The organism is Actinomycetota bacterium, assembly GCA_014360645.1.
GTDB lineage: Bacteria > Actinomycetota > Geothermincolia > Geothermincolales > RBG-13-55-18 > Solincola_B.
Genome location: JACIXD010000012.1, coordinates 95,830 through 119,454 on the forward strand (window position 1 = coordinate 95,830; position 23,625 = coordinate 119,454).

A 23,625-nucleotide genomic window follows, 5' to 3' on the forward strand; every position below is an offset into this window, starting at 1 on the left:
CGTGTAAACAGGGAAACGGCGGGAATACGGGCGAAAACGGTCCTGGGATATAATCTTGCTTACGGAAGCCGGGGCCGTGTGGTCAGGTGGCGGGAGAAAGGAAGGAGAACCCGCATGAGATGGGAGAGCGGCAAGACGAGGAAGAATGGGGACGGCATCCCCTGGGTGGACCCCCACGTGCATATCCTGCCGCCGCGGCGCATGCGCGGACTCATACGCTGGGTGAAGGGCTTCACGCCGGGGTTTCCCGTCAGCGAGGACATCTCCGGGGAGGAGATCCTGTCGGACCTGCGCGCTTCCGAGATCCCCTTCTTCTTCAACCTTATCTTTCCCCTCTGGGAGGAGGAGACCGCCGATCTCAACCGCTTCAACCGCGATCTGTGCGCGGGCATAGAGGAGGCCATCCCCTTCGGTTCTCTGCACATCGACACCCCCGACAAGGAGAGGGAGACCCGCCGCTGTCTCGAGGAATACGGGTTTCTGGGCATGAAGCTGCACCCCTTCGCCCAGAGGTTCCCGGCCTTCGTTCCCGAGATGCGTCCCCTCTTCGAGGTGCTGGAAGAGCATGGAAAACCCTTGCTGGTGCACACCGGCTTCGACGATTTCTACGGCATGTACATGGACCTGGAGGCCATGGAAAAGACCATACGCGACTTCCCCCGCATGCAGGTGGTGGCGGTGCACTCGCTCTTCCCGCGTTTCGAGCTCGCCTACAGGTGGTTGGAAGAATATCCTAATTTCTGGCTGGACATGACCAACACCATCTCCTGCATGCGCATGTACGAGGAGCTGCGCGGAGGCCGCGAGGATCTGCCCCCCTTGGCCTCCAGCCTCGAGGTGGAAGCGGTGGAGAAGAACCACGCCTTTTTCTACCGGCTTTTCGAGGACTTCCCAGAGCGCATCATGTACGGCACGGACTTCCCCGCGGGCTTCGGCTATCATCCCGCGCTTCTGGAGGACCTGCGTTTCTTCTCCTTTCCGCGCCGGGTGGAGGAGCAGCTGCTCTTCGGGACCGTCTGCCGCCTCGTCTCCCTCTGCGGTGGGCCCGACCTTGCGGCGCGCCTCCCGGGGACCACGGGCTGACCTCGAGGCCGCGGTGAGCGGCGTGCCGGACCCAGCTCGGGGGCGATCCCCGGGAGAAGGGGATCCTGGGGAGGCGAAGAAAGGAAGAAGCCGCCTCGGGGGAAGGGATCTTTCCCGGGGAGAGGCCGGGAGGAGAAACATCGCGGCCACTCGCATTTTGCATGTCCCCGCTTTCCCTGCGAAGGCGGACCGCTTATCCCCGGCATCGTCCGCGGAGAAGAGCAAGGTCGGGAGCGCGCGCCCCTTACCTCCGGAAAGTCCCCTTCCTCCCGCTATGATATATTTTTCCTGGTGCCCTGGAGGTGTTGCTGTAGTCCATGTCGTGTAAGGAGGTGAGCGATGTCGGCGGTACGCGATTACCTCAAGACCCAGCACCTGTTCACCATGAAGGCCTTCCTCTCCCCGGACGAGAACCCCGCCCAGAAGGTATGGTTCCATTTCGACGAGGAGGGCAAGGTCACGGGACATTCCTTCGAGCCCGCGGAAAAGGAATGGGACGGAAACGGTCCGCGTCCGGTCATCACCCCCATGGGCCGTTTCGAGAGCGAGGCCAGGATGAGCGAGAACTGGGCCCAGTTCATCGAGATGGCCGAGGAGGAGGAGAGGAAACAGCGCGGCTGATCCCGTGCGGGCGGGGAACGGCCTTTCCCCCGCGCCGGGGCTGCGGGGACGCCTGAGGGGGGTTCAGCCGGCTTTCATGGCCCGCTCCCGCGTGGAAGGCCGCAGGGCGAGGGACGCCGGCACGAGGGCCGGCTTCCTTGGCGGGGCGCACGGAAGTTGACGGTGCCGCCGGTATCACGGGATAATCCTCTAGAGGGAGTCGGCCGGGTGGTCGCGGGCGCGCCCCGGGGCGCGCACGAGGAAAGTCCGGACTCCACAGGGCAGGGAGCTGGGTAACGCCCAGGCGGGGTGACCCGACGGAAAGTGCCACAGAAAGGGAGACCGCCGGCCGGCGCTTGGACGCATGCGGCGCCGGCAGGCAAGGGTGAAAAGGTGGGGTAAGAGCCCACCAGCAGCCCCGGTGACGGGACTGGCTTGGTAAACCCCTCCCGGAGCAAGGCCAAATAGGAGCCGATGCCGTGGCCCGCGGCGCTTGAGGCTCGGGTAGGCCGCTGGAGGCCGCCGGCAACGGCGGTCCTAGATGGATGACCACCGCCCGGCTCGTCCCGGGTACAGAATCCGGCTTACAGGCCGGCTCCCTCATCATCTTCGCTTTCTGGGCGATACTTACGGTGGGTCGGTGACCGAGGGGGTGCGAGGATGTTTGCTTCATTCAAGGGTTGTCCGGCTTGCGGGGTTCCCAGGCGCATCGCTTTCGTGCATCGCTGGAGGGAGGACGGCATCCTGGAAAGCCGTATGGGCGCGGCGAGGGCGATCATGATCGAGCGGGACGCTTTCGCGGGGGTGCTGGAAAGGATCGAGGAGGCCCTGGGCATCCCCATAGACCACATCCTCATCGACGCCAAGCGGCGAGACGCCAAGCTCTACGTGGACGACGTGCTGGCGGGCTTCGCCGGCCGGGTGGTGAGGATGGGGCCCCTGCGCAGGCTGGGTTACCTGGTGATGATACGCCAGGCGGCCACCATCGGGCTGGCCAAGGCGCAGCTCCTCGCCTACCGGACGGGGAAGAGGTTCATCGGCAGGGCATTGCCCGTCTATCACCCCGTCCTCTTCGTGGGGGACGTTTGCGGGGCCTTCGAGAGCCTGGAGAGAAAGCGCGCCCGTCCGGTTTACGGGAACATAGGCGAGGCATGGTATTGCGAGCTCTACGTGGACGAGAGCCTTCCCGTGGAGGAGCGCCTGGAGCTGGAGAAGACCCCGGAGGTGCCGGCGCAGGCCGGTCACGAGCGCTGCGCGAGATGCGGGGTGCCGCGCGGCATAGGGGATTTCCGCTGGGACCTTGAGCAGGGGAAGATCATCGACCGCAGGACGGGAGAGTGGGTCATCTACATCAACGTGGAGGGGGTCAACTCCGTGCTGCGGGAGCTGGAGAGGGAGATCGGGGAGGAGATCCCCCGCCTGGTCCACGAGTTCACCGCCGATTTCTACTCCCGCCTGGCATCCGAGCATCCCGGCTCCTTCCTCTCCGACCTCGCCTTCATGAAGCTGCGGGGTTTCGGGGTCCCCGAGCGGGAGGACCCCGGAGAGGAGGAGCTGAGGAGCGGAATCCTGGTGCGGAACGCCTTCAACGCCCCCATGGTCGCCGGAATGGTGGCGGCGGCCTACAGGGGGGAGGGCAGGCGTTTCACCTGGGAGGTCCCGGAGAAGGGGACGGTGCTGGTGAGGTTGGAGGTCTCTTCGTGAGGGGACGCCCTCATCCCCCCGGAGCGGTGTGCTGGAGAAGAGATGGGGCCGCCGCGGCTTCCGCGGGGTAAGGCCGGGGATGCCGGACAAGAAGAGGCCATGCGTGCCCGTGATCACGCGGAGCCGCACCGTCCCCTCCGGAAGGGCGAGGGGACGTGCGCTCCTGACGAGGGCGGGGCGCGGCCGGTGCCGGTGCCCGTGAGCGGTTGACGCGCGAGATGGGAAAGGAGCGACGATGGTCGAGAAGGCGTCATCGCAGAACCCGCAGGTGGACGAGAAGACGCGCAAGCGGGCGGACATGTGCATGAACAAGTGCACGGTATGCAAACTGGGCAGGGAGAAAGGCCGGGGCTTCTTCTACTGGATGGTGAAGATGGAGTCCAGGCTGAAGGTGTGCCCCTGGTGCCGGGCCTACGAGAAGGTGTACGGGGTACCAGCCTACCAGAAGCCGCCGCACGCATGAGGAACCGGCGGGGGCATGGACTCCGAGGTCTCGTGAGCGCCGATACCCCGCTGGCGTGATCCGGCCTGGGATTCCTTCGCGCCGGGCGTTCTGCGGGTAAGCGGCCTGTCACGGGGAGCTCCTCGGGAGCCTCAAGACCTGAAGAGCCCGTGCCGCGCCGCAGCGCCGTCCTCGCCCCCGCCCTACAAGGCGCGTCCCGATCCGGCATGCCGCCCGCGACCGCCCGCCGTCGACCAGGAGGCGTGTTTTCGTTCCCGCCTGTCCCCCGCGTCGTAATGCCGCGCCGCGCCTTGGCGCCGCCGGCGCTTTACCTCGTCCCCAGACGCGCCGAATCAATAACCGGGAGAGGATGCGATAGCGGACCGCCACGGAGGATCACGGCGCGGCGAGAGGAAGCGATGGAGAAGGCGACTACGGGACATGATGCGAAGCCGCGGGACGGCGGCCTCCTCGAGCGCCGTGACTGGGAAGAGCTGGAAAGGGAATCGCGGCGCGTCTTCGCCTTAAACGAGGTGGAGCAGGGAGATATCTATTACCACATGCCCTCCCATCTCCATTACCCCTCCCTTTTCGCCTGGGACAGCGGTTTCCATGCCGCCGCCATGTCCGTCCTCGACTCTTCCAGGGCGCGGCGCGAGCTGGAGACCCTCATGCGCCAGGTGAGCTCCGACGGGCACCTCCCCCACGAGGTCCTGCTCCCCAACCGCGGGTCACACCGCTGGCTGAGGGGGCTCGAGACGCGCCTGGTGAAGTGGGAGTTCGACGGCAGGGGCGCTTCCTTCATGATCGATCCCCCCATCTACCATTACGCCGTGGAGATGGTCTATCGGCGGTGTGGCGACACCGCCTGGCTGAAGCGCATATGGCATCCGCTGCGGCGATGTTTGGACTACCTCCTGCGGTCACGGAGACTGCGGGGAGACGGCCTCGTCGCCGTTTTCCACCCCTGGGAGACGGGCACCGACCTCTCGCCGCAGTTCTTCCAGGCCTTGGGGTTGAGGGACCGCGGCCACACCAGCGCCATGCGCGCCGAGTTGTGCCCCACCCTGCTCTATGTCTTCAACCGTACCCTGGGCTGGAAGCCGCGCAGGCTGGCGGCCGCGGACCGTTTCGTTTGCGAGGACCTCACCGTTAACTCCATCGCCGCACGGGCATGCCGCAGCATGGCCTTCCTGGCGGGAGAACTGGGCAGGAGGCGGGAGGAGGGCGAGTACGGCAGGAGAGCCGGCGAGATCATGCGGGCGCTGGACGCCTTATGCTGGGACGAGCGCAGGGGTTGCTATTTTCCCCGTTTCGGCTATCGGCGCCCGCGCAAGGCCAGCCGGCGCACCGCGGCCTCGCTCCTCCCCCTCTTCACCGGCCTGTGCACGCGTGAACGCGCGCGGAGGATGATCGAGGGCCACCTGCTGGACGAGGAGGGTTTCTGGACGCCGTACCCGGTCCCCTTCAACCCCGAGGCAGAGATCGCCGGTGCCGGCCCGTGGGTGGACCGTCACCTGTGGTCCGGGCACTGCGTGTGGGTGAACTTCTCCTGGATGCTCTCCATAGGCCTGGCGGAATACGGTTATCTCGACGAGGCCAGGGAACTCACGCGCCGCGTGGTGCGCATGGTGTTGCGGGAGGGTTTCTACGAATATTACGACTCCCGCAGCGGCGAGGGCAGGAGGATACGTGATTTCTGCTGGCCGGCGCTGGCCCTGGAGATGATGGCGCGTTTCTGGCCGCAGGCCGCGGACGCGTGCGGAGCGTGAGGGGTCCGGGAGCGGGGCGGTGCCGGGTTTTTCAACGCCGCGATATGCGGTGAGGAAAGGCGTCGCTCATCATGCCGGTGCGCAGGTAGTCGAGGTATTGCTGCCTCCGCCGCGCCGCGTTGGCGTACAGGGGTATGAGCAGCGCGGTCACCATCAGGGTCAGCCAGGACCGGGAGGCCACGGTCACCCCCAGGTTCATAAACGTCCGCGCGGCGATCCTCTGGTAGATGCGCTTCTGTAAGGCGGTGCGGTGGGATTCCGGCCTCAGGCGGTGCCGCCGCAGCGTACTCAGGTTATAGAGGACCCCCAGCAACCAGATCATGGATCCCAGGGGCAGGGCCGCGGCAAGGGGCAGGGGGATGCGCCATTGCGAGGCTAGACCGGTTATCACGCTGCCCCACAACAACAGAAAGTGCAGAAAGATTATCCAGTTGGCCTGTGGCATAAGCAAAGTATACTCCTAAAGGAGGGCAAGGCAAACCGGACCGCGCGACGGCGTCCCGGAGCAACCTCGGCTTTGCCCGGCGGTATCCCCGCCGCCGGCTTTTTCGCCGTCCACGCCCTCATCAATGTCTGGAGCGACAAGCCTCATCGGCGTCCCCGCCGTCGGGGAAGGCTGCGTCCCCCGCGGGCGCGAAGAGATAGAGAGAGACTACCTCCGGCCCGCGGGGCTATCGGTCGACCTGCGTCCCCCGCGGGCGTGAAGAGAAAAGCCGAGATCCCCATTCCGGCTTGCCCCTCGAGCACTCCCGCGGGCGTGAAGAGAGGCGTGGAGGTGTCGGAGCCGGAACGGGGGAGGTAAGGCCGGTGGCGGTGGAGAAGAAATGCTTGGTACGAGCGGAAACGTCTGGTATATAATGAGCGCGACTACGGCATCTGGCGGCTATCGATTCTACGGGAGGGGCTTTGCGGGAAGCTGTTGCGCGGTCTTCTCCGGTGGGAAACTACGGTTTCCACGGCTTCCCGGGGGAGAAAGGAGGATGGTTGGGTGAGTAAGCTCCAAGAGATGAGGCAGCGGCTGCAGAGCATGGTGGAGGTGAGCGGAAGGATACGCGAACAGCTAGAACGGCTCCGCGGACCGGAAGGGGCGGCTTTACGCGACAGGGCCAAGGAAGCCGGGACGCGCGTGGGCATCGGCGTGGGGATCACCCTTTTCGGGTTGACGGTGATCGCCGTGGCCTCCGTCTACATCATCGCCGTGGTGATACTCCTGGTGAACATCGCGCTGGACCGCCTCTGGCTTTCCGCGCTCATCGTGGTCGCGGGCTCGCTGTTCCTGGGAGGGGTCATCGCCGCTATCGGCGTGGGCATCGCGCGCAAGGGAGCGAAGGAGCTCCCCAGGATGGGTACGGAGGTGGTGCAGCCGCTCAAAGAGACCGGCGAGGAGATAAAGACGGCGGTAGAAGAGCTGCAGGAGGCCGCGCTGCAGGAGGCCAGGGAACGCCAGAAGCAGGCCCAGGAGCTGTTGCAAGAGGCCATGAAATATGCTCCATACGTTGTCGGGGCTTATGTAGGTTACCGGGTGATCAAAGGGATGACCAGGAAGGCGATCAAGATCCACAGGGCGAGGAAGCTGGCAAAGCTGGAGTCGCTTGCCGAGGCATAGATACCCGGGGAGAGCGTCGAAAAGGCCGGGAAACCGGCCTTTTCGCTGTATGCCGGGTATGTTCGACGGTTAAGGAAGAAAGCTCCCTGTTCAAATATATAGCTATACTTTAGATTAATGCTTATAATCATGGCCATTCAAGCCGGAGGCGAAAGGCCGCCCTGAAGGCCCCCGGTTCCGCCAGGCTAAGCCGGTTTATAAACCGGTTTGAGAGAGGTGTGACCCCTTTTTCTAATATTAATGTATACTTTATGTTTATATATTTGCTTTCTCGGGGCGTTGCCGGCGCGCCTGGTTCACAACCGGAGCATCTGTCACCGCCAACTGGTAATCTGGTTCCAAAGATAGAGAGGTGGTGATGGACAATGACCGTTTACTCCCACAGCCAGCTGGAGACCTTCGAGAAGTGTCCGTATAAATACCGCCTGCAGTATATCGAGAGGGTGAAGACGGGTCGGAGGAGCATCGAGGCTTTCATGGGGTCCACGGTGCATGCCGCGTTGGAAAAGCTCTACCGCGACCTCAGGATGTCGCGCCTTCCCGGCGAGGATGAGCTCATCCGTTATTACCTGGAGCGCTGGGATGCCGGATACGATAAGGGGATCTTCGTGGTCAGCGGGGAATACGGCGCCGAGGACTACCGCGAAACAGGCCTGCGCTGCCTGCGCGATTACTACCGCCGTTATCATCCCTTCCGCGCAGGGGTCGCGGTGTGGCTGGAGCGCAAGGTGAACATCCCCATCCGCGACAGGGAAGGCGCGACCATCTCCTTCACCGGGGTTCTGGACCGCCTGGACAGCCTGGAGGGCGGCAGGTACGAGATCCATGATTACAAGACCTCCGGTACCCTCCCAATCGCCCGGGAGATAGAGGAGGACCGCCAGCTCAGCCTCTACCAGCTGGCGGTGGAGGAAGCTTTTCCTGACGCGGTGGAGGTAGAGCTCGTATGGCACTACCTGGTCTTCGACCGTGAGCTGCGCCTGCGCAGGGAGAGAGCCGACCTGGAGAGGATAGCCGCGGAGGCCGCCGAGCTGGTGCGCAGGATCGAGGCGGAGGAGGAGTTCCCGCCCCGGGAGAGCGTACTATGCGACTGGTGTGAGTTCCAGGAACACTGCCCCAAGAGGAAACACATCTTCATGGTCGCGGAAATGCCCGCCAGGGAGCTGGGAACGGACCACGGCGTGCAGTTGGTGGACGAGTTCGCTTTCTGGGCGGAGAGGAAAAGGGAGGCGGAGGGGAAGCTGGCGGCCCTTCGGGGGGAGATCCTGGAGTTCGCGACCTTTCACGGGGCGGACAACCTGCGCGGCAGTTCCGGCGTGCTCAAGATAACGCGTTCCAGGCAGCCCAAGCTGCCGCCTGCCGGGAGCGCCGCGAGGGACGAAATCGAAGGCCTGCTGCGGGAATGGGGGGCCTGGGAGGAGGCGAGCGCGATCAATCCCCGCAGGCTCGGTTCCCTCCTGGGGAGCGGAAAGCTTGGACCTGACCGGGCCTCTCGCCTCGAGGCCATGCTTTCCTGGGAGGAGGCGGCCACCCTGCGTTTTGTACAGGACAGGCGCGAGGAGTGAGGGCGGTGCGACCAGGAAGCCGGTGGGCGTCATCTTTGAAATAGCCCTTAAGGCTGCCTGAAGCGGGTGGAGTATCGGCCGGGTCTTCGCTCAGGAGAGGAAGTCCACCACTTCCTTTGCCACCTCGCGGGGGAACATCAACTGGAGGGCGTGGCCCGCGCCCTCGATGATCACCAGCCTGCATTCGGGGATGGCCTCGGCGAGGATGCGCGAGTTCTCGGGGGGTATGAGGACGTCCTCGCTGCCGGTGATGATCATTGGCGCTGAGGCCCATTATCAGGAGCAGGGGCTCACCCTCGCCGTATTCACGGTAGTATATGTCGGTGCCGTTGACCTTCGCGAAATCCTCTCGGTAATGCATTTCACCTCGCTTTCACTCCGGGACTGGGGAGATCCCCCACGGCTTTTTCCCGTTTCGTACCGTACAAACCCCATACTAAAGAGGATACCACCGGGCTGCCGTTCATACCCTTTCGCGACCGGCGATATCCTTCCCGCGGCCTCCCGGCCGTGCCACGCGCCGGGTCGCAATGGCGATGAGTCCCTTTCAACGCGGCATCCTCTCACGCAACGAGGCGGTGCGTGCCGCGAAGAGAGCCAGGCATACGCAGGCCAGCGCGCCCCCGCTGAGGTACATGGCGGTATATCCCCAGAGATCCGCGAGGGGTCCGAGGGCTATGCCTCCCAACCCGATGCCCAGATCGAACACCGCCATGAAGATCCCCAGGGCCGCCCCGCGATCCGCGGCGTCGGTGTGGTCGAGCAGGAGGGCCGAGAGGGTGGTGGGTAGGTACGCGAAGCCCAGAGCATAGAGGAAGCTTCCCAACAATAGATGGAACATGCTGCCTGCAAAGGAAAGTATTGCCAGGCCGGCGAGAGTGACCGCCGCGGAGGCCAGGATGAGGCTCCTCCGCTCCCAGTAGTCGGCGCGCCTTCCCACCCCGAGCCGGAAGACGATGAGGGTCACCGCGAACACGGTGAAAAAGAGCTCTCCCTGCTCCAGGCCTTTTTTCTGCGAGGAGAGGACGATAAAGGTCTGGAGGGTCCCGAAGGTGAGGGTGAACCCCATGGTGGTGAGGAAGACGGTCCTCTGCAGCGGGGTGAGCCTGACGCGGTGCTTTTCCCGCGCAGCGCGCTCCTCCGCGCCGCGGGTCTCACGCAACAGAAGGGAGGAGAAAAAGGCCAGGACGGCCAGGCATGACGCGAGGATGTAAACAGGCGTGAACCCCAGGGCACTCTCCATGGTCCTGGCGACCACGGGGGCTGCGGCGATGGTCACGTCCACGGAGATGTAGAAGAAGGCGATGGCCTGCAGGCGCCGCGTGGCGGGCGCGAGGTCGCTGACCACGGCGTAGGCCGCAGTGTGGAAGGCCGCCAGCCCCAGGCCGTTCAGAAAGCGGATGACGAGGAGCGGGAGGGCGGTGGAGAAGGCGGCGTAGAGGAAGGTGGAGGCACCCAGTACGAAGGTCCCGGAGAGCAGGGCGGCCTTTCGTCCCTTCAGGTCCGCGATGCGTCCGAAGAGGGGGCGAAGGAGTGCGGCTACGGTGGCCATGGACATTATCGCGCCCACCAGGGCGTTGGAGTAGCCGCGTTCCTCCAAGAACACGGGGAGGATGGGGATGACGAGATAGATAGAAAAAAATGCCAGCATGTTGACGAGGCAGACGGCCACGAAATCCCGTCTGAAGAGCCTCTCGTCCGCGCGGGCGGTATTGCTTGTCATGCTCTATTCCCTTCCCCTCACGCTTTTTCCTCTCCAGGCCGCACCCCACAACGGCGCACCGGGGACCCGGGCGCGGAGATCGGCGCGTTCTACCTATTCTCGGGCAAGCGCCGTCCGGGGGTCAATCTCGTGCCGCCGTGCGGTCCCGTGCCGCCCGCGGGGGACGGTGGGGGTTATAATGTCGGAGGAGGGTGATATGCGGGGAAGAGAGCCCGCGGCAGGGCAGCTGAAGACGGGGCGGAGAGAGCCGCCTTTTTCAGGAGAGCAGGAGGTAAAAAGATGAGGATAGCACTGGTGGGGGCCGGAGCCATGGGCACCATCATCGGGGCCCTGATCGCCAGAGCGGGCGAGGACATCGTGCTGGTGGACGTCAACGAGCCCCATGTCGAGGCCCTGAACGAGAAGGGAGCCAGGATCGTCGGGCACATGGACCTCACCGTGCCCGTCCGCGCCGTCACTCCAGGGGGCATGGAGGGGACCTACGACCTGGTGATCTACCTGGTCAAGACGGTGTATGATGACAGCGCGTTGCCGGAGATCGTTCCCCATCTCGGCAAGGACAGCATGGTCATCACCCTGCAGAACGGGGTGCCTGAGGAGAAGGTGGCGTCGGTGGTGGGCAGGGAGAGGACCCTTGGGGGCGCCATCGGATGGGGCGCGACATTCATCGGTCCCGGCGTCTCCGAGCTCACTTACGCGCCCGAGGAGATGACCTACGATATCGGGGAGATGGACGGATCCATGACCGATCGCATCCGGGCGGTGAAAAGGATACTGGACCACGCGGGCAAGGCGGAGATCACCGACAACCTGGTGGGAACGCGCTGGACCAAGCTCATGGTCAACGTTTCCATGAGCGGACTGAGCAGCGCCCTCAACTGTACCTACGGGGACATCCTGGACAACGACAAAGCCACGGTGGCGGCCATATCCATCATGGTGGAGACCCTGCTCACCGCCAGGGCGTTGGGGATCACCATGCAGCCCATCAAGGGCGTGGACCCGAACTTCATCATCGACGTGATCCGGGAGAGCGAGGAGAACGCCGTGAACGTCATCCGCATGGTCTACGAGCGCTCACGCGAGCAGGTGGCTTCCATGCTCCAGGACCTGAGGAAGGGCGTCCCCTGCGAGGTGGAGACCCTCAACGGGTACCTCGAGGCGAAGGCGGCGGAGGCGGGAGTCCCCACCCCGGTGAACAACAGGGTGACAGAGATCATCCGGGGCATAGAGGCGGGCAGGTACCCGCTGAGTTTCGACAACCTGGAGATGATCGAGGTGCGCCCCCTGCAGGAGATAATCTGACGGAGGCGGGAGTCCCCACCCCGGTGAACAACAGGGTGACAGAGATCATCCGGGGCATAGAGGCGGGCAGGTACCCGCTGAGTTTCGACAACCTGGAGATGATCGAGGTGCGCCCCCTGCAGGAGATAATCTGACGGAGGCGGGAGTCCCCACCCCGGTGAACAACAGGGTGACAGAGATCATCCGGGGCATAGAGGCGGGCAGGTATCCGCTGAGTTTCGACAACCTGGAGATGATCGAGGTGCGGCTTTCGCCGGGAATCGGTGCCGGCGCCATCGAAGGAGGCGAGCCGGGTCCAGCGGGTCGGGAGAGGCCCGAACCGCAGAGGTCTGTATGGGAAGGAAAGAAAGAAAAAAGACAGTACAATAGCATATTTTGGTAATAACGGGCCGGGAACCAAGGAGGGTCGCTTCACATGGGCGAGGAACTGAGCCGGGAGGAGATAAAGGAGAGGATATTCAAGCTGCTCAACGAATCCCCCTTCTACCGCCATCTGGGCATGGAGGTGGTGGAAGCGGGCGAGGGCCGGGCGAGACTTCGGCTCCCGGTGAAGGACGAGCTGAAGAACCTCTACGGCATCCTGCACGGCGGAGTGATCGCGGCGCTCCTGGACTCCTCCTGCTCCATAGCCGTGGGCACCCTCCTGGAGCCGGACGAGGCGGCGGTCACCCTCGACCAGCGCATCAACTACATCTCCAACGTCAAGGAGGGAGTGCTCTACGGTGAGGGGAGGGCCTTGCACAAAGGGCGCTTCACGGGCGTGGGCCAGGCGGAGGTCAGGGACGAGGAGGGCAACCTGGTGGCGGCGGGCATGACCACCACCTTCGTAATCCGGCGCGGCGTGAACCAGGTGCGCGACGCCAGGGATCCTGTGGACGAGCGACTGAAGCAGGGCTGATCTCGAGCCTGGAGACGGGAACCCCGCTCATCCCGCGGCGGCGCCTTCGCGATCATCACTCATCCGGTACCCGTGAGGCGCGGGTCGACCTGCCGGCTCCGCGGCGAGCGGCGAGGGGTTATTGCCCCGGGTCGGGATCCGACACACGCATGTTTCCGCGATCCCTCGCTGAAGCCTCGGTCACAGGCTCAGGCGGGCACCGCCTTCTCGGCCCTTCCGGTAAAAGCGGAAACCTGCCGCGCGGTCGCATGCACGAGCGCTCACCGCGTATGACCGATGGAGTCGTGAGCCCAGGTCCTGCCGTTTCCGTACATGGCCCTCTCGCAGATCACCTCGCCGCTGGTGGCCTCCACCCGGGTGGAGACGTTGTAGCTGTCGGGCACGAAATCGTTGACCTTGAAGGTGCGCCGGGTCCCCGCAGCGATGCCCACTCCCTGCAGCTCGGCGGGCTCGACCTCCGCGCTGTCGGTCTGGAAGCTCACGTTCACCGTGGCCGCCTCCGTGCCCGGGTTCTGGATGAGCACGAAGGTCTCCATGTCCCCGCCGGTGGAGCCCTCGGCCAGGTACCAGGTGGCGGAGGGCGAGGTTACCCCGATGGAGTCGTGAGCCCAGGTCCTGCCGTTTCCGTACATGGCCCTCTCGCAGATCACCTCGCCGCTGGTGGCCTCCACCCGGGTGGAGACGTTGTAGCTGTCGGGCACGAAATCGTTGACCTTGAAGGTGCGCCGGGTCCCCGCAGCGATGCCCACTCCCTGCAGCTCGGCGGGCTCGACCTCCGCGCTGTCGGTCTGGAAGCTCACGTTCACCGTGGCCGCCTCCGTGCCCGGGTTCTGGATGAGCACGAAGGTCTCCATGTCCCCGCCGGTGGAGCCCTCGGCCAGGTACCAGGTGGCGGAGGGCGAGGTTACCCCGATGGAGTCGTGAGCCCAGGTCCTGCCGTTTCCGTACATGGCCCTCTCGCAGATCACCTCGCCGTCCAGGCAGTCCACCCGCGTGGAGAGGTCGTAATCGGTGGTGAAGCTCCCGAGATTGAAGCTGCGCCTGGAGGCGGCCGGGATCTCCACGTTGGTGAGGTCCGGTTTCACCACCGGTCCCCCTCCCGTCTGCAGCACGATATTCACGTGCACCGCCTGCTGTCCGGGGTTCTGCACCAGCAGCCAGGTCTCCATGCCTCCGTCCGTGGAGCCCTCAGCGAGGTACCACGTCTGCAAGGTCTGCGAGGCGACGGTGATCAGGGTGGGGTCGTCGGGGTCTGCCGTCCTGGGGTCGTCGGTGACCATCTCCTTGTCCGGGCTGCCGTCGCCGTCGGAATCATATCGCAAAGTACCCTGGTTGGAGATGACCGTGCCTCCCGGTATCCCGGCGTCCACCCTGACCCGGAAGGAGATGAAGACGAAGCTGGTGGCGGCCATCTCCCCGTTCCAGGACAGGAGCCCGGTGGCGGCCTGGTAGGAGATCTCGCCCACGGGTTCCCCGTTGATGTCCAGCGCCCGTGCGCTGTCCGCTACGTAGGAGGTGTGCGCGGGTATGGGGTCCTGCAGGCGCGCCTGCAGAGCCGCCGGATTGGCGTTCCCCAGTATGAGGTCGTAGCGGATGTCCTCTCCCGGCAGGAGCGAGCCTCCGTTGGGGTCCGCGGCCGTCTTCCAGGCGGACACATTGCCCAACGACTGTCCCACCACCACCCGCGTGGGGTCGTCATCTACCTGGAGGGTACGCGGGTCGTCGGAGGGCTCGACGCTCTCCTTGACGCCGTCGCCGTCGGCGTCCCAGTGCAAGTCCCCCTGGTTGGCCACCTCCGACCCCGGAGAGAGGGTGTCGGACAGCGCCACGCTGAAGGAGATCACCACCGCGTTCGCGGCGCCCGGCTGGATACTTCCATTCCAGGTCACCCTGGTGTTGGCAAAATCGTAGGCAACGGTTCCTCCTCCCTGGACCACCCGGGCGGAGATCGGCACATAGAGGGTGTTGGCGGGTATGGGGTCCTCGAGCTCGTTGCCCGCGGTGTCGGCGATGGCGGTGTCGCCGAGGTTTACCATGGTGATGAAGTAGTTGATGATGTCTCCCGGCGCCACGTCCCCCCCGTTGGCGTCCACGGCCGCCTTGTAGACCTCGGGAAGGGGCGCAGCGTGCGCGCTCCCCGGAAAGAGATGGAAGCCCATTAACAGGCTGGCCAGGAGCAGCACAAACAACGAAACAAGCGACGGTCCTTTCACTTTCATCTCCCGCTCACTCCCTCTCTTCATTTGCCGCCTGCGCATCAAGCCGCGTCGGCCCCTACTCGAGCAGGATAAGGGGTGCGTGCCCGACGGCTTCACCCCCTCCCGGTGGCCCATAGGGCGATTTTAATGGAACCCGGTGGTTTTATCACCCCCCAGTGGGCGGCAGGGGGCGATCGGGTTATCATGGAGTGCAAGGCACGGAAGGGAAAACGGGGAGGCGGTTGGAATGCGCGATCTACGCGGCAAGGCGGTGGTGGTCACCGGGGCGGCCAGCGGCATAGGTAAAGAGATGGCGCTGGCATTCGCGAGGAGGGGGGCACGCCTGGCCGTCGCGGACATCGACGAAAAGGGTCTGCTGGACTTGCGGGGGGAACTCGAGAGGATGGGAGCGGATGTGCACCACCGAGTGGTGGACGTCTCGGACCCGGGGCAGGTGGAAAGCTGGTGTGAGGAGGTCTACGCAGAGTTCGGCCGGGTGGACGTGCTCTGCAACAACGCCGGGGTGGCGGTGGGAGGGCTTTTCGAGGACGTCACCCTCGACGACTGGCGTTGGATAGTGGGGGTCAACCTCTGGGGCGTCATCCACGGCTGCCACTTCTTCTACCCGCGCATGATCGCCCAGGGCGGGGGTGGGCATATCGTCAACACCGCCTCCGGGGCTGGTCTTGCCCCGCTTCCCTTCCTGACCGCTTATTGCTGCACCAAGTACGCCGTGGTGGGGTTCTCGGAGACCCTGCGCGCGGAGGCGGCCCTGCACGGCATCGGGGTCTCGACCGTCTGCCCCGGCGTGGTCGATACCCCCATCACCCGGGCCGCGAAGCTGGTATCGAGGACCGAACGCTCCGCGCCCCGAGAGCTCCAGGAGAAGATCGTCCGCATCTACCGGCGCCGCCATTACACCCCGGACCGGGTGGCGGCGGCGGCGGTGAAGGCCGTGGAGAAGAACCGGGGCGTGGTCCCCGTCTGTCCCGAGACCTATCTCGGGGACTGGCTGCACCGCCTCAACCGCCGGATCAACGATGCCCTCTTCGCGCGCGCGGTGAAGATGTTCTTGAAATACCTGTAGGCCTCATCGTCTTCCAGGGCTCGCCCGCAAGCCCGACCCCACGTTCTTCTTTGCCTTATCCCGTGTGAATGCAACGGGCGGGACAAGCATGCCGAGGTTCGGCGGGATATGGCTCAGGCAGGTCCGTAGGCCATCGAGCTCAGGTGCCGCGTACGATGCCGGTGGGGTGAGGTGAGGGTGTGTCTGCGATTACCCCCGACCTTCATCGTTCAGGTCCAGGACCGGCGGCCTCACCGGTCCGCCCGCCCTCAGGGAGCCAGGAGTTCGGCCGGGGTCTAGAAGCGGCAGACTCGACCCCTTATCACGGGGGTAAGGGGTCGCAGCGCTTCGTAGCTCTGGTGTCCGCCGAGATGGCGGAAGATGATATCTCCCCGTGTAACGCCGCCTCACGCCGGCCCCGGCGGTCTCGCCGTGCCCTCCTTGCAGCCTCATGCGCAAATAGAAAAAGGCGGGCGCATCTCCCGCGCCCGCCTTCACAGAGGCCTCTATTCCCAGACGTACTTTCCTTTTTCCTCCGCCGGCGCCTCGGCCACCGCCTCTTCGGCGGGCGCCTCCTCCTCCCCTGCAGCTTCCTCTACCGCCGCAGGTTCTTCCGCCTTGACCGCCGGCTCGGATGCCGGAACCTCCTCCGCGGCGGCCTCTTTCTCGCCCTCGGATGATTCCGCGGCCGCCGCAAGGTCGGCCTTAGTGGCATATTCCTCGTATTCGATGAGCAGGCTCTGGCTCTTGAGCAGCAGTTCCCGCATGGGGGCTATCTGCTGCACGATCTGATCCCTGATGGTGGAGAAGGAGGAGAGGATGTGGGATTTCTCGCGCTCGAGGTCCTCGAGGATGCGGTCGCTTCTTTCCTGGGCTTTCTTGATGATCGCCGCCGCCTGGCTGCGTGCTTCCTGGAGGATGTTGCCCGCGCTCTTCTGGGCGTTCATCAAGGCCGTCTGCAGTGTCTTCTGCATCTCATCGAACTGGGCGACCTTGCGCTCCATCCCTGCCACGGCCTCCTCGAGCTGCTTGTTCCTGTTGATCAGCTTCTCCAAGTCGTCGGCGATAACGTCCAGAAAGGCGTCGACCTCTTCCTTGTCGTAGCCCCCGGAGCCCACGGTGCCGAACTCCTTAAGATGAATGTCCATCGGGCTTATCGCCATTGCCATCTCCTCCTTCAGTTACAAGCCCAGTCCACGTTGCGGGCAGCCTCTCTCCACCTCACCCATCAAATACTACTGCCTTCTGCATTTTTCTGCTACTATAGCAGCTTTTTTGCCTCTTTGCGATACCGCGGGAACGGATGTCCCGCAGCCGGGACGTACCTGGACTTTTCAACTATTTCTACCCCTTCGGTCCCTCTTCCTTTGTTGCGCCGGAGGCCGTGTGCGAGCGGAGGCGGCGCTCCCCTGCTCGCGGGGAATCCACCGTGGCCCGCCTTTGTTGAGAAAACGGCTCCAGCGAGGCCTCCCGTCGAGAGCGTGGCGCGCCCGGGGCAGGCTTGACACGCCTGGATATATAATAGAGAGTAGTATAGATGCGTTATACAGGGTTTTAACTGCTAAAACGCGGGAATCACACTCAGGGACCGGGCGATTCCGGACGGAATCGACATGCTCAGTTACGGTACGTTGAGGCGGTATGCCGTTCAGCACGCGGGGTTGCAGGATTCCGCGGCGGCGTGAAGAAGAGGGGAGAGCACAGTTGGGCGCCTTTAGGTTGTCGAAGTCGAGATTCGGAAAGCCGAACATCGAGAAGATGGAGGCCAAGAAAGATGTCAACGGCCTCATCCACGCGCTGAAGAACGAGAACGTCAACCTGCGCGTCAATGCCGCCCTTGCCCTGGGTAAGCTGAAGCGGGCACGCGCGGTAGCCGCATTGATAGAGGCCTTGCGGGATGAGGACGAGGATGTGCGCTGGGGTGCCGCCTGGGCGCTGGGAGAGATCGGTAAACCCGCCGCCCGCCCCCTCATACAGGTCCTCAACGACGAGGACGGTGATGTGCGCTGGAAGGCCGCCTGGGCGCTGGAGAAGATGGGAAAGACGGTGGTGGATTCCCTCATCCAGGCCTTGAGGACGGAGTCGGGGGAAGCGAAGACCAAGGTGGCGTTGGTGCTCGGGTCCATCGGAGACATCCGGGCGGTAAGGCCGCTGGTGCAGGCGCTCAGGGACGAGGATGACAACGTGCGCTGGGGAGCCGCCTGGGCGCTGGAGAAGATCGGCCCCTCCGCGGTCAGGATGCTCATCAATTCACTTTCGGAGGAAGATCCGGGGGCGCGCAGGGACGCAGCCACGGCGCTGGGGATCATCAAGGACGAGGCCGCAGTCGATGCGCTGCTGGCCGCCATGGAGGAGGCGGATGAGGGCCTGCGGCGGGACATCGGAGCTGCCTTGGTCAGCATCGGCAGCAAGAAGGCCGTCTACGGATTGCGCAGATATCTCAAGGAGGGCGACGAAGGGCTGCGGAGGATCGCCGCCCTGGTCCTGGACAGGCTGGGGTGGAGACCCGAGGAGGATTCCGAGAAGATGCAATTCTTCCTGGCCAATCGGCGCTGGGAGGAGATCGCCGCCCTGGGCAAGGAGGCCCTGCGCCCGCTGCTTGCGGCGCTCAAGGGAGAGGGCTGGGAGGTAAGGAGGCAGGTGGCGGCTGCGTTAAGGGAAAAGGGCAAGGTGGCTCCGGAGGCCATCTTCCACCTGCTGGATGACGAGGACGAGGACGTGCGCCGGGAAGCGGTGCTGCTGCTCAAGGAATACGCAGATGCCCGGGCGGTGGACGTGTTGCTGCGGGCACTCGAGAACAAGGACTGGTTCGTGCGCAGGAACGCCGCCCTCGCACTGGGGGAAGTCGGGGGCGCAAGGGCCGTAGAGCCCCTGGTGGGAGCCCTCAAGGACGAGGACGAAGACGTGAGGCGCGTTGCCGCCTGGGCGCTGGGCAGGATCGGCGAACCTGCCGTCACCCCGCTATTGCGCGAGCTCTCATCCGCCGAAGCGGAGGTGCGCCGCGGTGCGGCTTGGGCGCTGGGCGTCATCGGGGACAGGGAGGCCATAAGCCCGCTTGTAGCCGCCCTCAAGGACGGGGACGAAGAGGTGCGCCGCGGCGCCGCCTGGGCGCTGGCGGAGATCGGAGAGGCGGCTTCGGAGGCGCTCAACGCGGCCCTGGCGGATGAGGAGATCCGCGAGGCGGTGGAGGAGATCCTGGCGAAGATCGCGTCGGGAGAAGAGGGGGAGAGACCGCCGGCGGCTTACGTCGAGGAGGAGGCCCCGGCGGCGGTGACCGGCGGCGAGGAAGAGCTGGAGGCTCGCGTGCTCCCGGGAACGACGTCAGCGTCCGGGGAGATCGAGCTCACAATCATGGCGCCCGGCGGCGCAGGGCCGAGGCTCGACGAAGAGGAGGAAAAAGCGGCCCTTTACATCGCTCAGCGGGAGTGGAACAAGGTGACGGAGCTGGGTGAGGCGGCGGTAGAGCCGCTCATCCAGGCCTTGGAGGACAGGGACCAGGAGATCAGGAGCAGGTCGGCCTGGGCGCTGGGCGTGCTGGGCAGCGTCAGGGCCATCGATGCGCTGGTCGGTAGCCTAGGCGACCCGGAGCGGGACGTGAGGGTCAATGCGGCGGGTGCCTTGAAAAAGATCGGCAGCCCCGCCGTTGATTCCCTCGTGGAGGCTTTGCAGTCCAGGGACCCGGAGCTGCGCCGGGAGACGGCGCGCGTGCTCGGGGAGATACGGGATATCCGCGCCATAGCCCCTCTCATCAGGGCCCTGCGGGACGAGGAGGAGAAGGTCAGGGGCAGGGCCGCCAATGCACTGGAAAAGATAGGCAAGCCCGCCGTAGAGGCCCTGCAGAACGCGCTGCATGACGAGGAAGCCGGGGTGCGCCAGCTCGCCATATCCATCCTCACCCGCCTGGGCTGGAAGCCCTCGGAGGAGCTGGCCGCAGCTGTCGAGGCTTCATATCCCGAGACGGTCGCGGGTGGCGTGGAGGCAGCGGGAGAAGAGGCGCCCCTGATCATGGATCTTCCTCCGGCGCTGGAAGTGCCGCTGGAAAGCATACCGGCGGAGGAAGTGCCCGCGGCCGAGGCCGTAGAAGAGGAGAAGGTCGCCGCCGAAGCTCCCGCGGTGGAGGAGGTGGCGGCCTCGGTGCTCAAGGCCATGGAGGAACTGGCACCCCAGGTCCCGGCGGAGGAAGTGCCCGCGGCCGAGGCCGTAGAAGAGGAGAAGGTCGCCGCCGAAGCTCCCGCGGTGGAGGAGGTGGCGGCCTCGGTGCTCAAGGCCATGGAGGAACTGGCACCCCAGGTCCCGGCGGAGGAAGCGTCCGCGGCCGAGGCCGTAGAAGAGGAGGAGGTCGCGCTGGCGGTGCCGGAGGAAGCCGCGGTGACCGTGGAGGAAGCCGGGTTCGACGAGGCGCAGAGGCTGGTGGCGCTGGGCGAATGGGAGAGGCTCGCGGCCATGGGACCGCAGGCGCTCGACCAACTGATAGCGGCCCTGGATGATGAGAGCCCGGATACCAGGCGCGGCGCCGCATGGGCGCTGGGGGTGATCAGAGACAGCCGCGCCTGCGGTGCGCTCATACCCCTGCTCGGGGATCCCGACAGCTCCGTTCGACGCGGCGCCGCATGGGCGTTGGGGGTGATCGGCGACCGGGAGGCCACCCTTCCGCTGACCGCGGCGCTCAAGGACGATGATGCCGAGATGAGGCGGAAGGCGGCCTGGGCACTGGGGGAGATCGGAGACGAGAGGGCCACAGGTGCGCTGGAAGAGGCGCTCAGGGATACCGACGAGGACGTGCGGAGAGTGGCTCTGCTGGTGCTGGAAAAACTTGGTTGGTCGCCTCCCGAGGAAGCGGAAGAGGTCCGCGATCTCTTAGCGGAGCGCCAATGGGACCGCCTGGCGGGACTGGGAGACATGGCGGTGGATACCCTCATCGACGCCCTGCTCACGGGGGACGGCGAGACCAGGCTGAAGGCCGCCTGGGGATTGGGTGAGATCGGGGACTCCAGGGGTCTGGATACCCTCATCCTGACCCTGGGGGATATCGAGGCGGCGGTGCGCGAAAAGGCCGCCTGGGCGCTCGGAAAGCTGGGAGACGAGGCCGCCGTCGACCCGCTGGTGAGAGCGCTGGAGGACGAGGACCAGAGGGTGCGCGATGCCGCGCGGGAAGCCCTGCGCGTGCTCGGATGGGAAGCCGCAGTGGGTGCCGAGGAGGCCGTTGCCGCCGCCCCGCAGGCGGCGGAGGAGATGGCCGCGGAGGAGATAGCGGCGGAGGCCGCGGAGGAGGCCGCGCCGGCGGTTGCGGAGGAAGTCGAGGAGGTGGTGGCCGCAGAGGCTGCCCCGGAGATGCCCGCCCCCGCGGAGGCCGTTCCCTCGCTCGAGGCCGGGGCCGCCCCCGCGCCCGTGCCCCCGCGGGAGGAGGCCGTTGCCGCCGCCCCGCAGGCGGCGGAGGAGATGGCCGCGGAGGAGATAGCGGCGGAGGCCGCGGAGGAGGCCGCGCCGGCGGTTGCGGAGGAAGTCGAGGAGGTGGTGGCCGCAGAGGCTGCCCCGGAGATGCCCGCCCCCGCGGAGGCCGTTCCCTCGCTCGAGGCCGGGGCCGCCCCCGCGCCCGTGCCCCCGCGGGAGGAGGCCGTTGCCGCCGCCCCGCAGGCGGCGGAGGTCGCCTCGGGCGTGGAGCGGTCCATCGCGGAACGCGACTGGGCCGCGGTGATGGAAGCGGGGGAAGAGGCGGTGGCACCGCTGGCAAAGGCGCTCGCCGACGAGGATGCGGGCGTGCGCAGGCAGGCCGCCACCCTGCTCGGGCTCATCGGCGACCGGCGCGGAGCCGAGGGACTGCTCGCAGCCCTGGGTGACCGCAGCACTGAGGTGCGCAAGAAAGCCGTCTGGGCGCTCGGAAAGATCGGCGATCCCACTAGCGCCGATGGCCTCGCGCGGGCGCTGCACGATGAGGAAGCGGAGGTGAGGGCCAGGGCGGCGGAGGTGCTTGCCAGGCTGGGCTGGAAGCCGGAGAGCGATAGCGAGAGAGCTGCTTACCTCATCGCCACGCGGCAGTGGGACAAGGTCCTGACCTGCGGGGACGCGGCGGTGCCTCTCCTGGAGGAAAGGGCGAGTGACGCGGATCCCGAGGTCAGGGAGGAGGCGCGGTGGCTGCTCGACGAGATGAGAAGTGCCAGGGAGCTGGAAGAACTCCTCCGTGGCTTGAAGGAGGAATGACCCCCCTTATCTCGGGAGCCGCCACGCCTATTCCTCGCCGCCGCACCGGGCCCCCGGGCTGTGGACTCCGTGCGAGGCTCCGGAGGTCGCCCGCCGCGGGAAGATGAGCGCGGAAAAGGTCGCGTGGGGAATGAGGGCGGTGGGGCGTCTGCACCGGAAAGCAGGCGCGAGGACCAACCCCGGATATCCGGCATGGCCGGCCGGCTGCCGGTCGCGGAAAGACGAGGTGGCGGGGAATGGAGGTGGAAAGGGCTATCCTTACCAGGCGCAGCGTGCGCAGGTTCAAAGAGGAACGCGTGGCGGACGAGGACGTCGCAGCGCTGCTCGAAGCCGGGCGTTGGGCGCCCTCAGGGCTGAACAACCAGCCCTGGCGCGTGGCGGTGGTGGAGGACCGCGGCAAGGCGGAGGAACTCGCCGGGTGTACGCGATACGCCTCCACGGTCAGGAGCGCGCCACTGCTGGTGGCGGTGTTCCTGGACCACGGCGCATCCTATGACCGTGACAAGGACCTCATGGCCGTCGGGGCCTTCATCCAGAACGTCCTCCTGGCGGCCCACGCCCGCGGACTGGGCGCGGTGTGGCTGGGGGAGATACTCAAGGAGAAGGAAAGGGTAAGGCAAATACTGGAGATGCCCGCGGATTGCGAGCTCATGGCGGTGTTGGCTGTGGGACATCCCTCGGAGGAACCGGGTACCGGAAGTCGCAAACCCCTGCCCGAACTGGTGCTCAGGCGCTTCTGACTGGACAGCCCGCGGGACGGAGCGCCGCCCCGTGCATGGATAGAAGGCCTTGCACCTCGGCGGTTTTCCCGCCGCGAATCCCGCCTGACCTCATGCTGATGCCGTCCCCGCCGTCCATGCCCCGCGTCCCCACCGAGGAAGATTCCTCCATGAACGGGAGCCCCGGCTCCTGAGGGGAGCGCGGGGTGGGTGGAGATGTCCTATCGCCAAGGCAGGCGTTTTCTGGGAAGGAAAACCGGGAGACCGGCCGGAGGACGAGAGCGGCGGCGATGTTACGAAATCGTAAAATAAATGACATCTTCGTCGGCTCCGTTATATAATACCTATACAACCAGGGTTTCTGAGTTGACATTCGACGGGGGTATTGCCGGTAAACGGCTTCCGACGGGTCGCTCATGGCACATCACAAAAGCGGGGGGATTCTATGAGGAGATGATGCCTTACGCATCACGGGGCCGGTCACGCCGCGTCCCGCGTACGGCCGGCGGTTCGGTGCAAACCTGCGTTTTTCTGGGGGGGGGGATAGCGATGAACAAGATGGCGCGCAACGCCATCCTCGCGGTCGTCCTGGCCGTGGTGGCATTCTTCTGGATCTGGCTTTTCGACTATTTGGGCGCCAAGGCCTACTGGGTGGCGCTGGTCTCCTTCGGGGTGTGCCTGGCCTACGGCCCCGCCCTGGCCCGCTCCCTGCCCTGGATGACCCTGGGCAGCGTGATCGGGGTGCT

18 protein-coding genes and 1 other RNA gene are annotated in these 23,625 nt (G+C 65.6%); 14 read left to right on the top strand and 5 right to left on the bottom strand.

Going from position 1 to position 23,625, the window contains the following annotated elements; translation table 11 throughout:
• The first annotated feature begins 114 nt into the window (after positions 1–114).
• From H5T74_11320 to H5T74_11345, 6 genes are all read left to right on the top strand, one after another.
• Positions 115–1,083, top strand: coding sequence for an amidohydrolase (locus H5T74_11320; protein ID MBC7230964.1), 969 nt, complete (start codon positions 115–117; stop codon positions 1,081–1,083).
• Between the two features lie 339 nt (positions 1,084–1,422).
• A complete protein-coding gene (locus H5T74_11325) occupies positions 1,423–1,704 on the top strand; it encodes a hypothetical protein (GenBank protein ID MBC7230965.1) in 282 nt (93 codons plus the stop codon).
• A 195-nt stretch (positions 1,705–1,899) separates the two neighbouring features.
• Positions 1,900–2,286, top strand: an RNA gene (rnpB, locus tag H5T74_11330) — RNase P RNA component class A.
• Between the two features lie 57 nt (positions 2,287–2,343).
• The gene (locus H5T74_11335) at positions 2,344–3,387 is read left to right on the top strand and encodes a hypothetical protein (protein MBC7230966.1); all 1,044 of its coding nucleotides are present in this window, start codon (positions 2,344–2,346) and stop codon (positions 3,385–3,387) included.
• A 235-nt stretch (positions 3,388–3,622) separates the two neighbouring features.
• Positions 3,623–3,850, top strand: coding sequence for a hypothetical protein (locus H5T74_11340; protein MBC7230967.1), 228 nt, complete (start codon positions 3,623–3,625; stop codon positions 3,848–3,850).
• A gap of 398 nt (positions 3,851–4,248) precedes the next feature.
• Entirely contained in the window at positions 4,249–5,601 is a 1,353-nt protein-coding gene (locus H5T74_11345) for a hypothetical protein (GenBank protein MBC7230968.1), read from the top strand.
• A 31-nt stretch (positions 5,602–5,632) separates the two neighbouring features.
• On the opposite strand, the gene H5T74_11350 is transcribed toward H5T74_11345, so the two are convergent.
• The gene (locus tag H5T74_11350) at positions 5,633–6,052 is read right to left on the bottom strand and encodes a hypothetical protein (protein ID MBC7230969.1); all 420 of its coding nucleotides are present in this window, start codon (positions 6,050–6,052) and stop codon (positions 5,633–5,635) included.
• A gap of 537 nt (positions 6,053–6,589) precedes the next feature.
• Between H5T74_11350 and H5T74_11355 the strand changes: the two genes are divergently transcribed.
• Positions 6,590–7,207, top strand: coding sequence for a phage holin family protein (locus H5T74_11355; GenBank protein MBC7230970.1), 618 nt, complete (start codon positions 6,590–6,592; stop codon positions 7,205–7,207).
• A gap of 365 nt (positions 7,208–7,572) precedes the next feature.
• The gene (locus H5T74_11360) at positions 7,573–8,772 is read left to right on the top strand and encodes a PD-(D/E)XK nuclease family protein (GenBank protein ID MBC7230971.1); all 1,200 of its coding nucleotides are present in this window, start codon (positions 7,573–7,575) and stop codon (positions 8,770–8,772) included.
• 90 nt (positions 8,773–8,862) lie between these two features.
• On the opposite strand, the gene H5T74_11365 is transcribed toward H5T74_11360, so the two are convergent.
• Both H5T74_11365 and H5T74_11370 read right to left on the bottom strand, forming a co-directional pair.
• The gene (locus H5T74_11365) at positions 8,863–9,030 is read right to left on the bottom strand and encodes an alpha/beta hydrolase (GenBank protein MBC7230972.1); all 168 of its coding nucleotides are present in this window, start codon (positions 9,028–9,030) and stop codon (positions 8,863–8,865) included.
• A 289-nt stretch (positions 9,031–9,319) separates the two neighbouring features.
• Entirely contained in the window at positions 9,320–10,495 is a 1,176-nt protein-coding gene (locus tag H5T74_11370) for an MFS transporter (protein ID MBC7230973.1), read from the bottom strand.
• 279 nt (positions 10,496–10,774) lie between these two features.
• Here H5T74_11370 and H5T74_11375 point away from each other — a divergent pair, with 279 nt between their 5' ends.
• Together H5T74_11375 and H5T74_11380 are read left to right on the top strand one after the other, a co-directional pair.
• Positions 10,775–11,800 carry a ketopantoate reductase family protein gene (locus tag H5T74_11375; protein ID MBC7230974.1) on the top strand — a complete coding sequence of 342 codons (1,026 nt, stop codon included), beginning with the start codon at positions 10,775–10,777 and terminating at the stop codon, positions 11,798–11,800.
• Between the two features lie 415 nt (positions 11,801–12,215).
• Positions 12,216–12,698: a PaaI family thioesterase gene (locus H5T74_11380; GenBank protein ID MBC7230975.1), complete on the top strand. Its 483-nt coding sequence runs from the start codon at positions 12,216–12,218 to the stop codon at positions 12,696–12,698.
• A 260-nt stretch (positions 12,699–12,958) separates the two neighbouring features.
• Here the strand turns inward: H5T74_11380 and H5T74_11385 are convergent, their stop codons facing one another.
• The gene (locus H5T74_11385; protein ID MBC7230976.1) at positions 12,959–14,917 is read right to left on the bottom strand and encodes a hypothetical protein; all 1,959 of its coding nucleotides are present in this window, start codon (positions 14,915–14,917) and stop codon (positions 12,959–12,961) included.
• A gap of 226 nt (positions 14,918–15,143) precedes the next feature.
• Here H5T74_11385 and H5T74_11390 point away from each other — a divergent pair, with 226 nt between their 5' ends.
• Positions 15,144–15,983 carry an SDR family NAD(P)-dependent oxidoreductase gene (locus tag H5T74_11390; GenBank protein ID MBC7230977.1) on the top strand — a complete coding sequence of 280 codons (840 nt, stop codon included), beginning with the start codon at positions 15,144–15,146 and terminating at the stop codon, positions 15,981–15,983.
• Positions 15,984–16,468: 485 nt separating this feature from the next.
• Here the strand turns inward: H5T74_11390 and H5T74_11395 are convergent, their stop codons facing one another.
• Positions 16,469–17,125 carry a DivIVA domain-containing protein gene (locus H5T74_11395; protein MBC7230978.1) on the bottom strand — a complete coding sequence of 219 codons (657 nt, stop codon included), beginning with the start codon at positions 17,123–17,125 and terminating at the stop codon, positions 16,469–16,471.
• Between the two features lie 541 nt (positions 17,126–17,666).
• On the opposite strand from H5T74_11395, the gene H5T74_11400 reads away from it, so the two are divergent.
• From H5T74_11400 to H5T74_11410, 3 genes are all read left to right on the top strand, one after another.
• A complete protein-coding gene (locus tag H5T74_11400; GenBank protein ID MBC7230979.1) occupies positions 17,667–22,160 on the top strand; it encodes a HEAT repeat domain-containing protein in 4,494 nt (1,497 codons plus the stop codon).
• A gap of 236 nt (positions 22,161–22,396) precedes the next feature.
• On the top strand, positions 22,397–22,900 hold the full coding sequence (locus H5T74_11405; GenBank protein MBC7230980.1) for a nitroreductase: 504 nt from the start codon (positions 22,397–22,399) through the stop codon (positions 22,898–22,900).
• A gap of 528 nt (positions 22,901–23,428) precedes the next feature.
• Positions 23,429–23,625: hypothetical protein (locus tag H5T74_11410; protein MBC7230981.1), on the top strand; the 197-nt coding region annotated here is incomplete at its 3' end.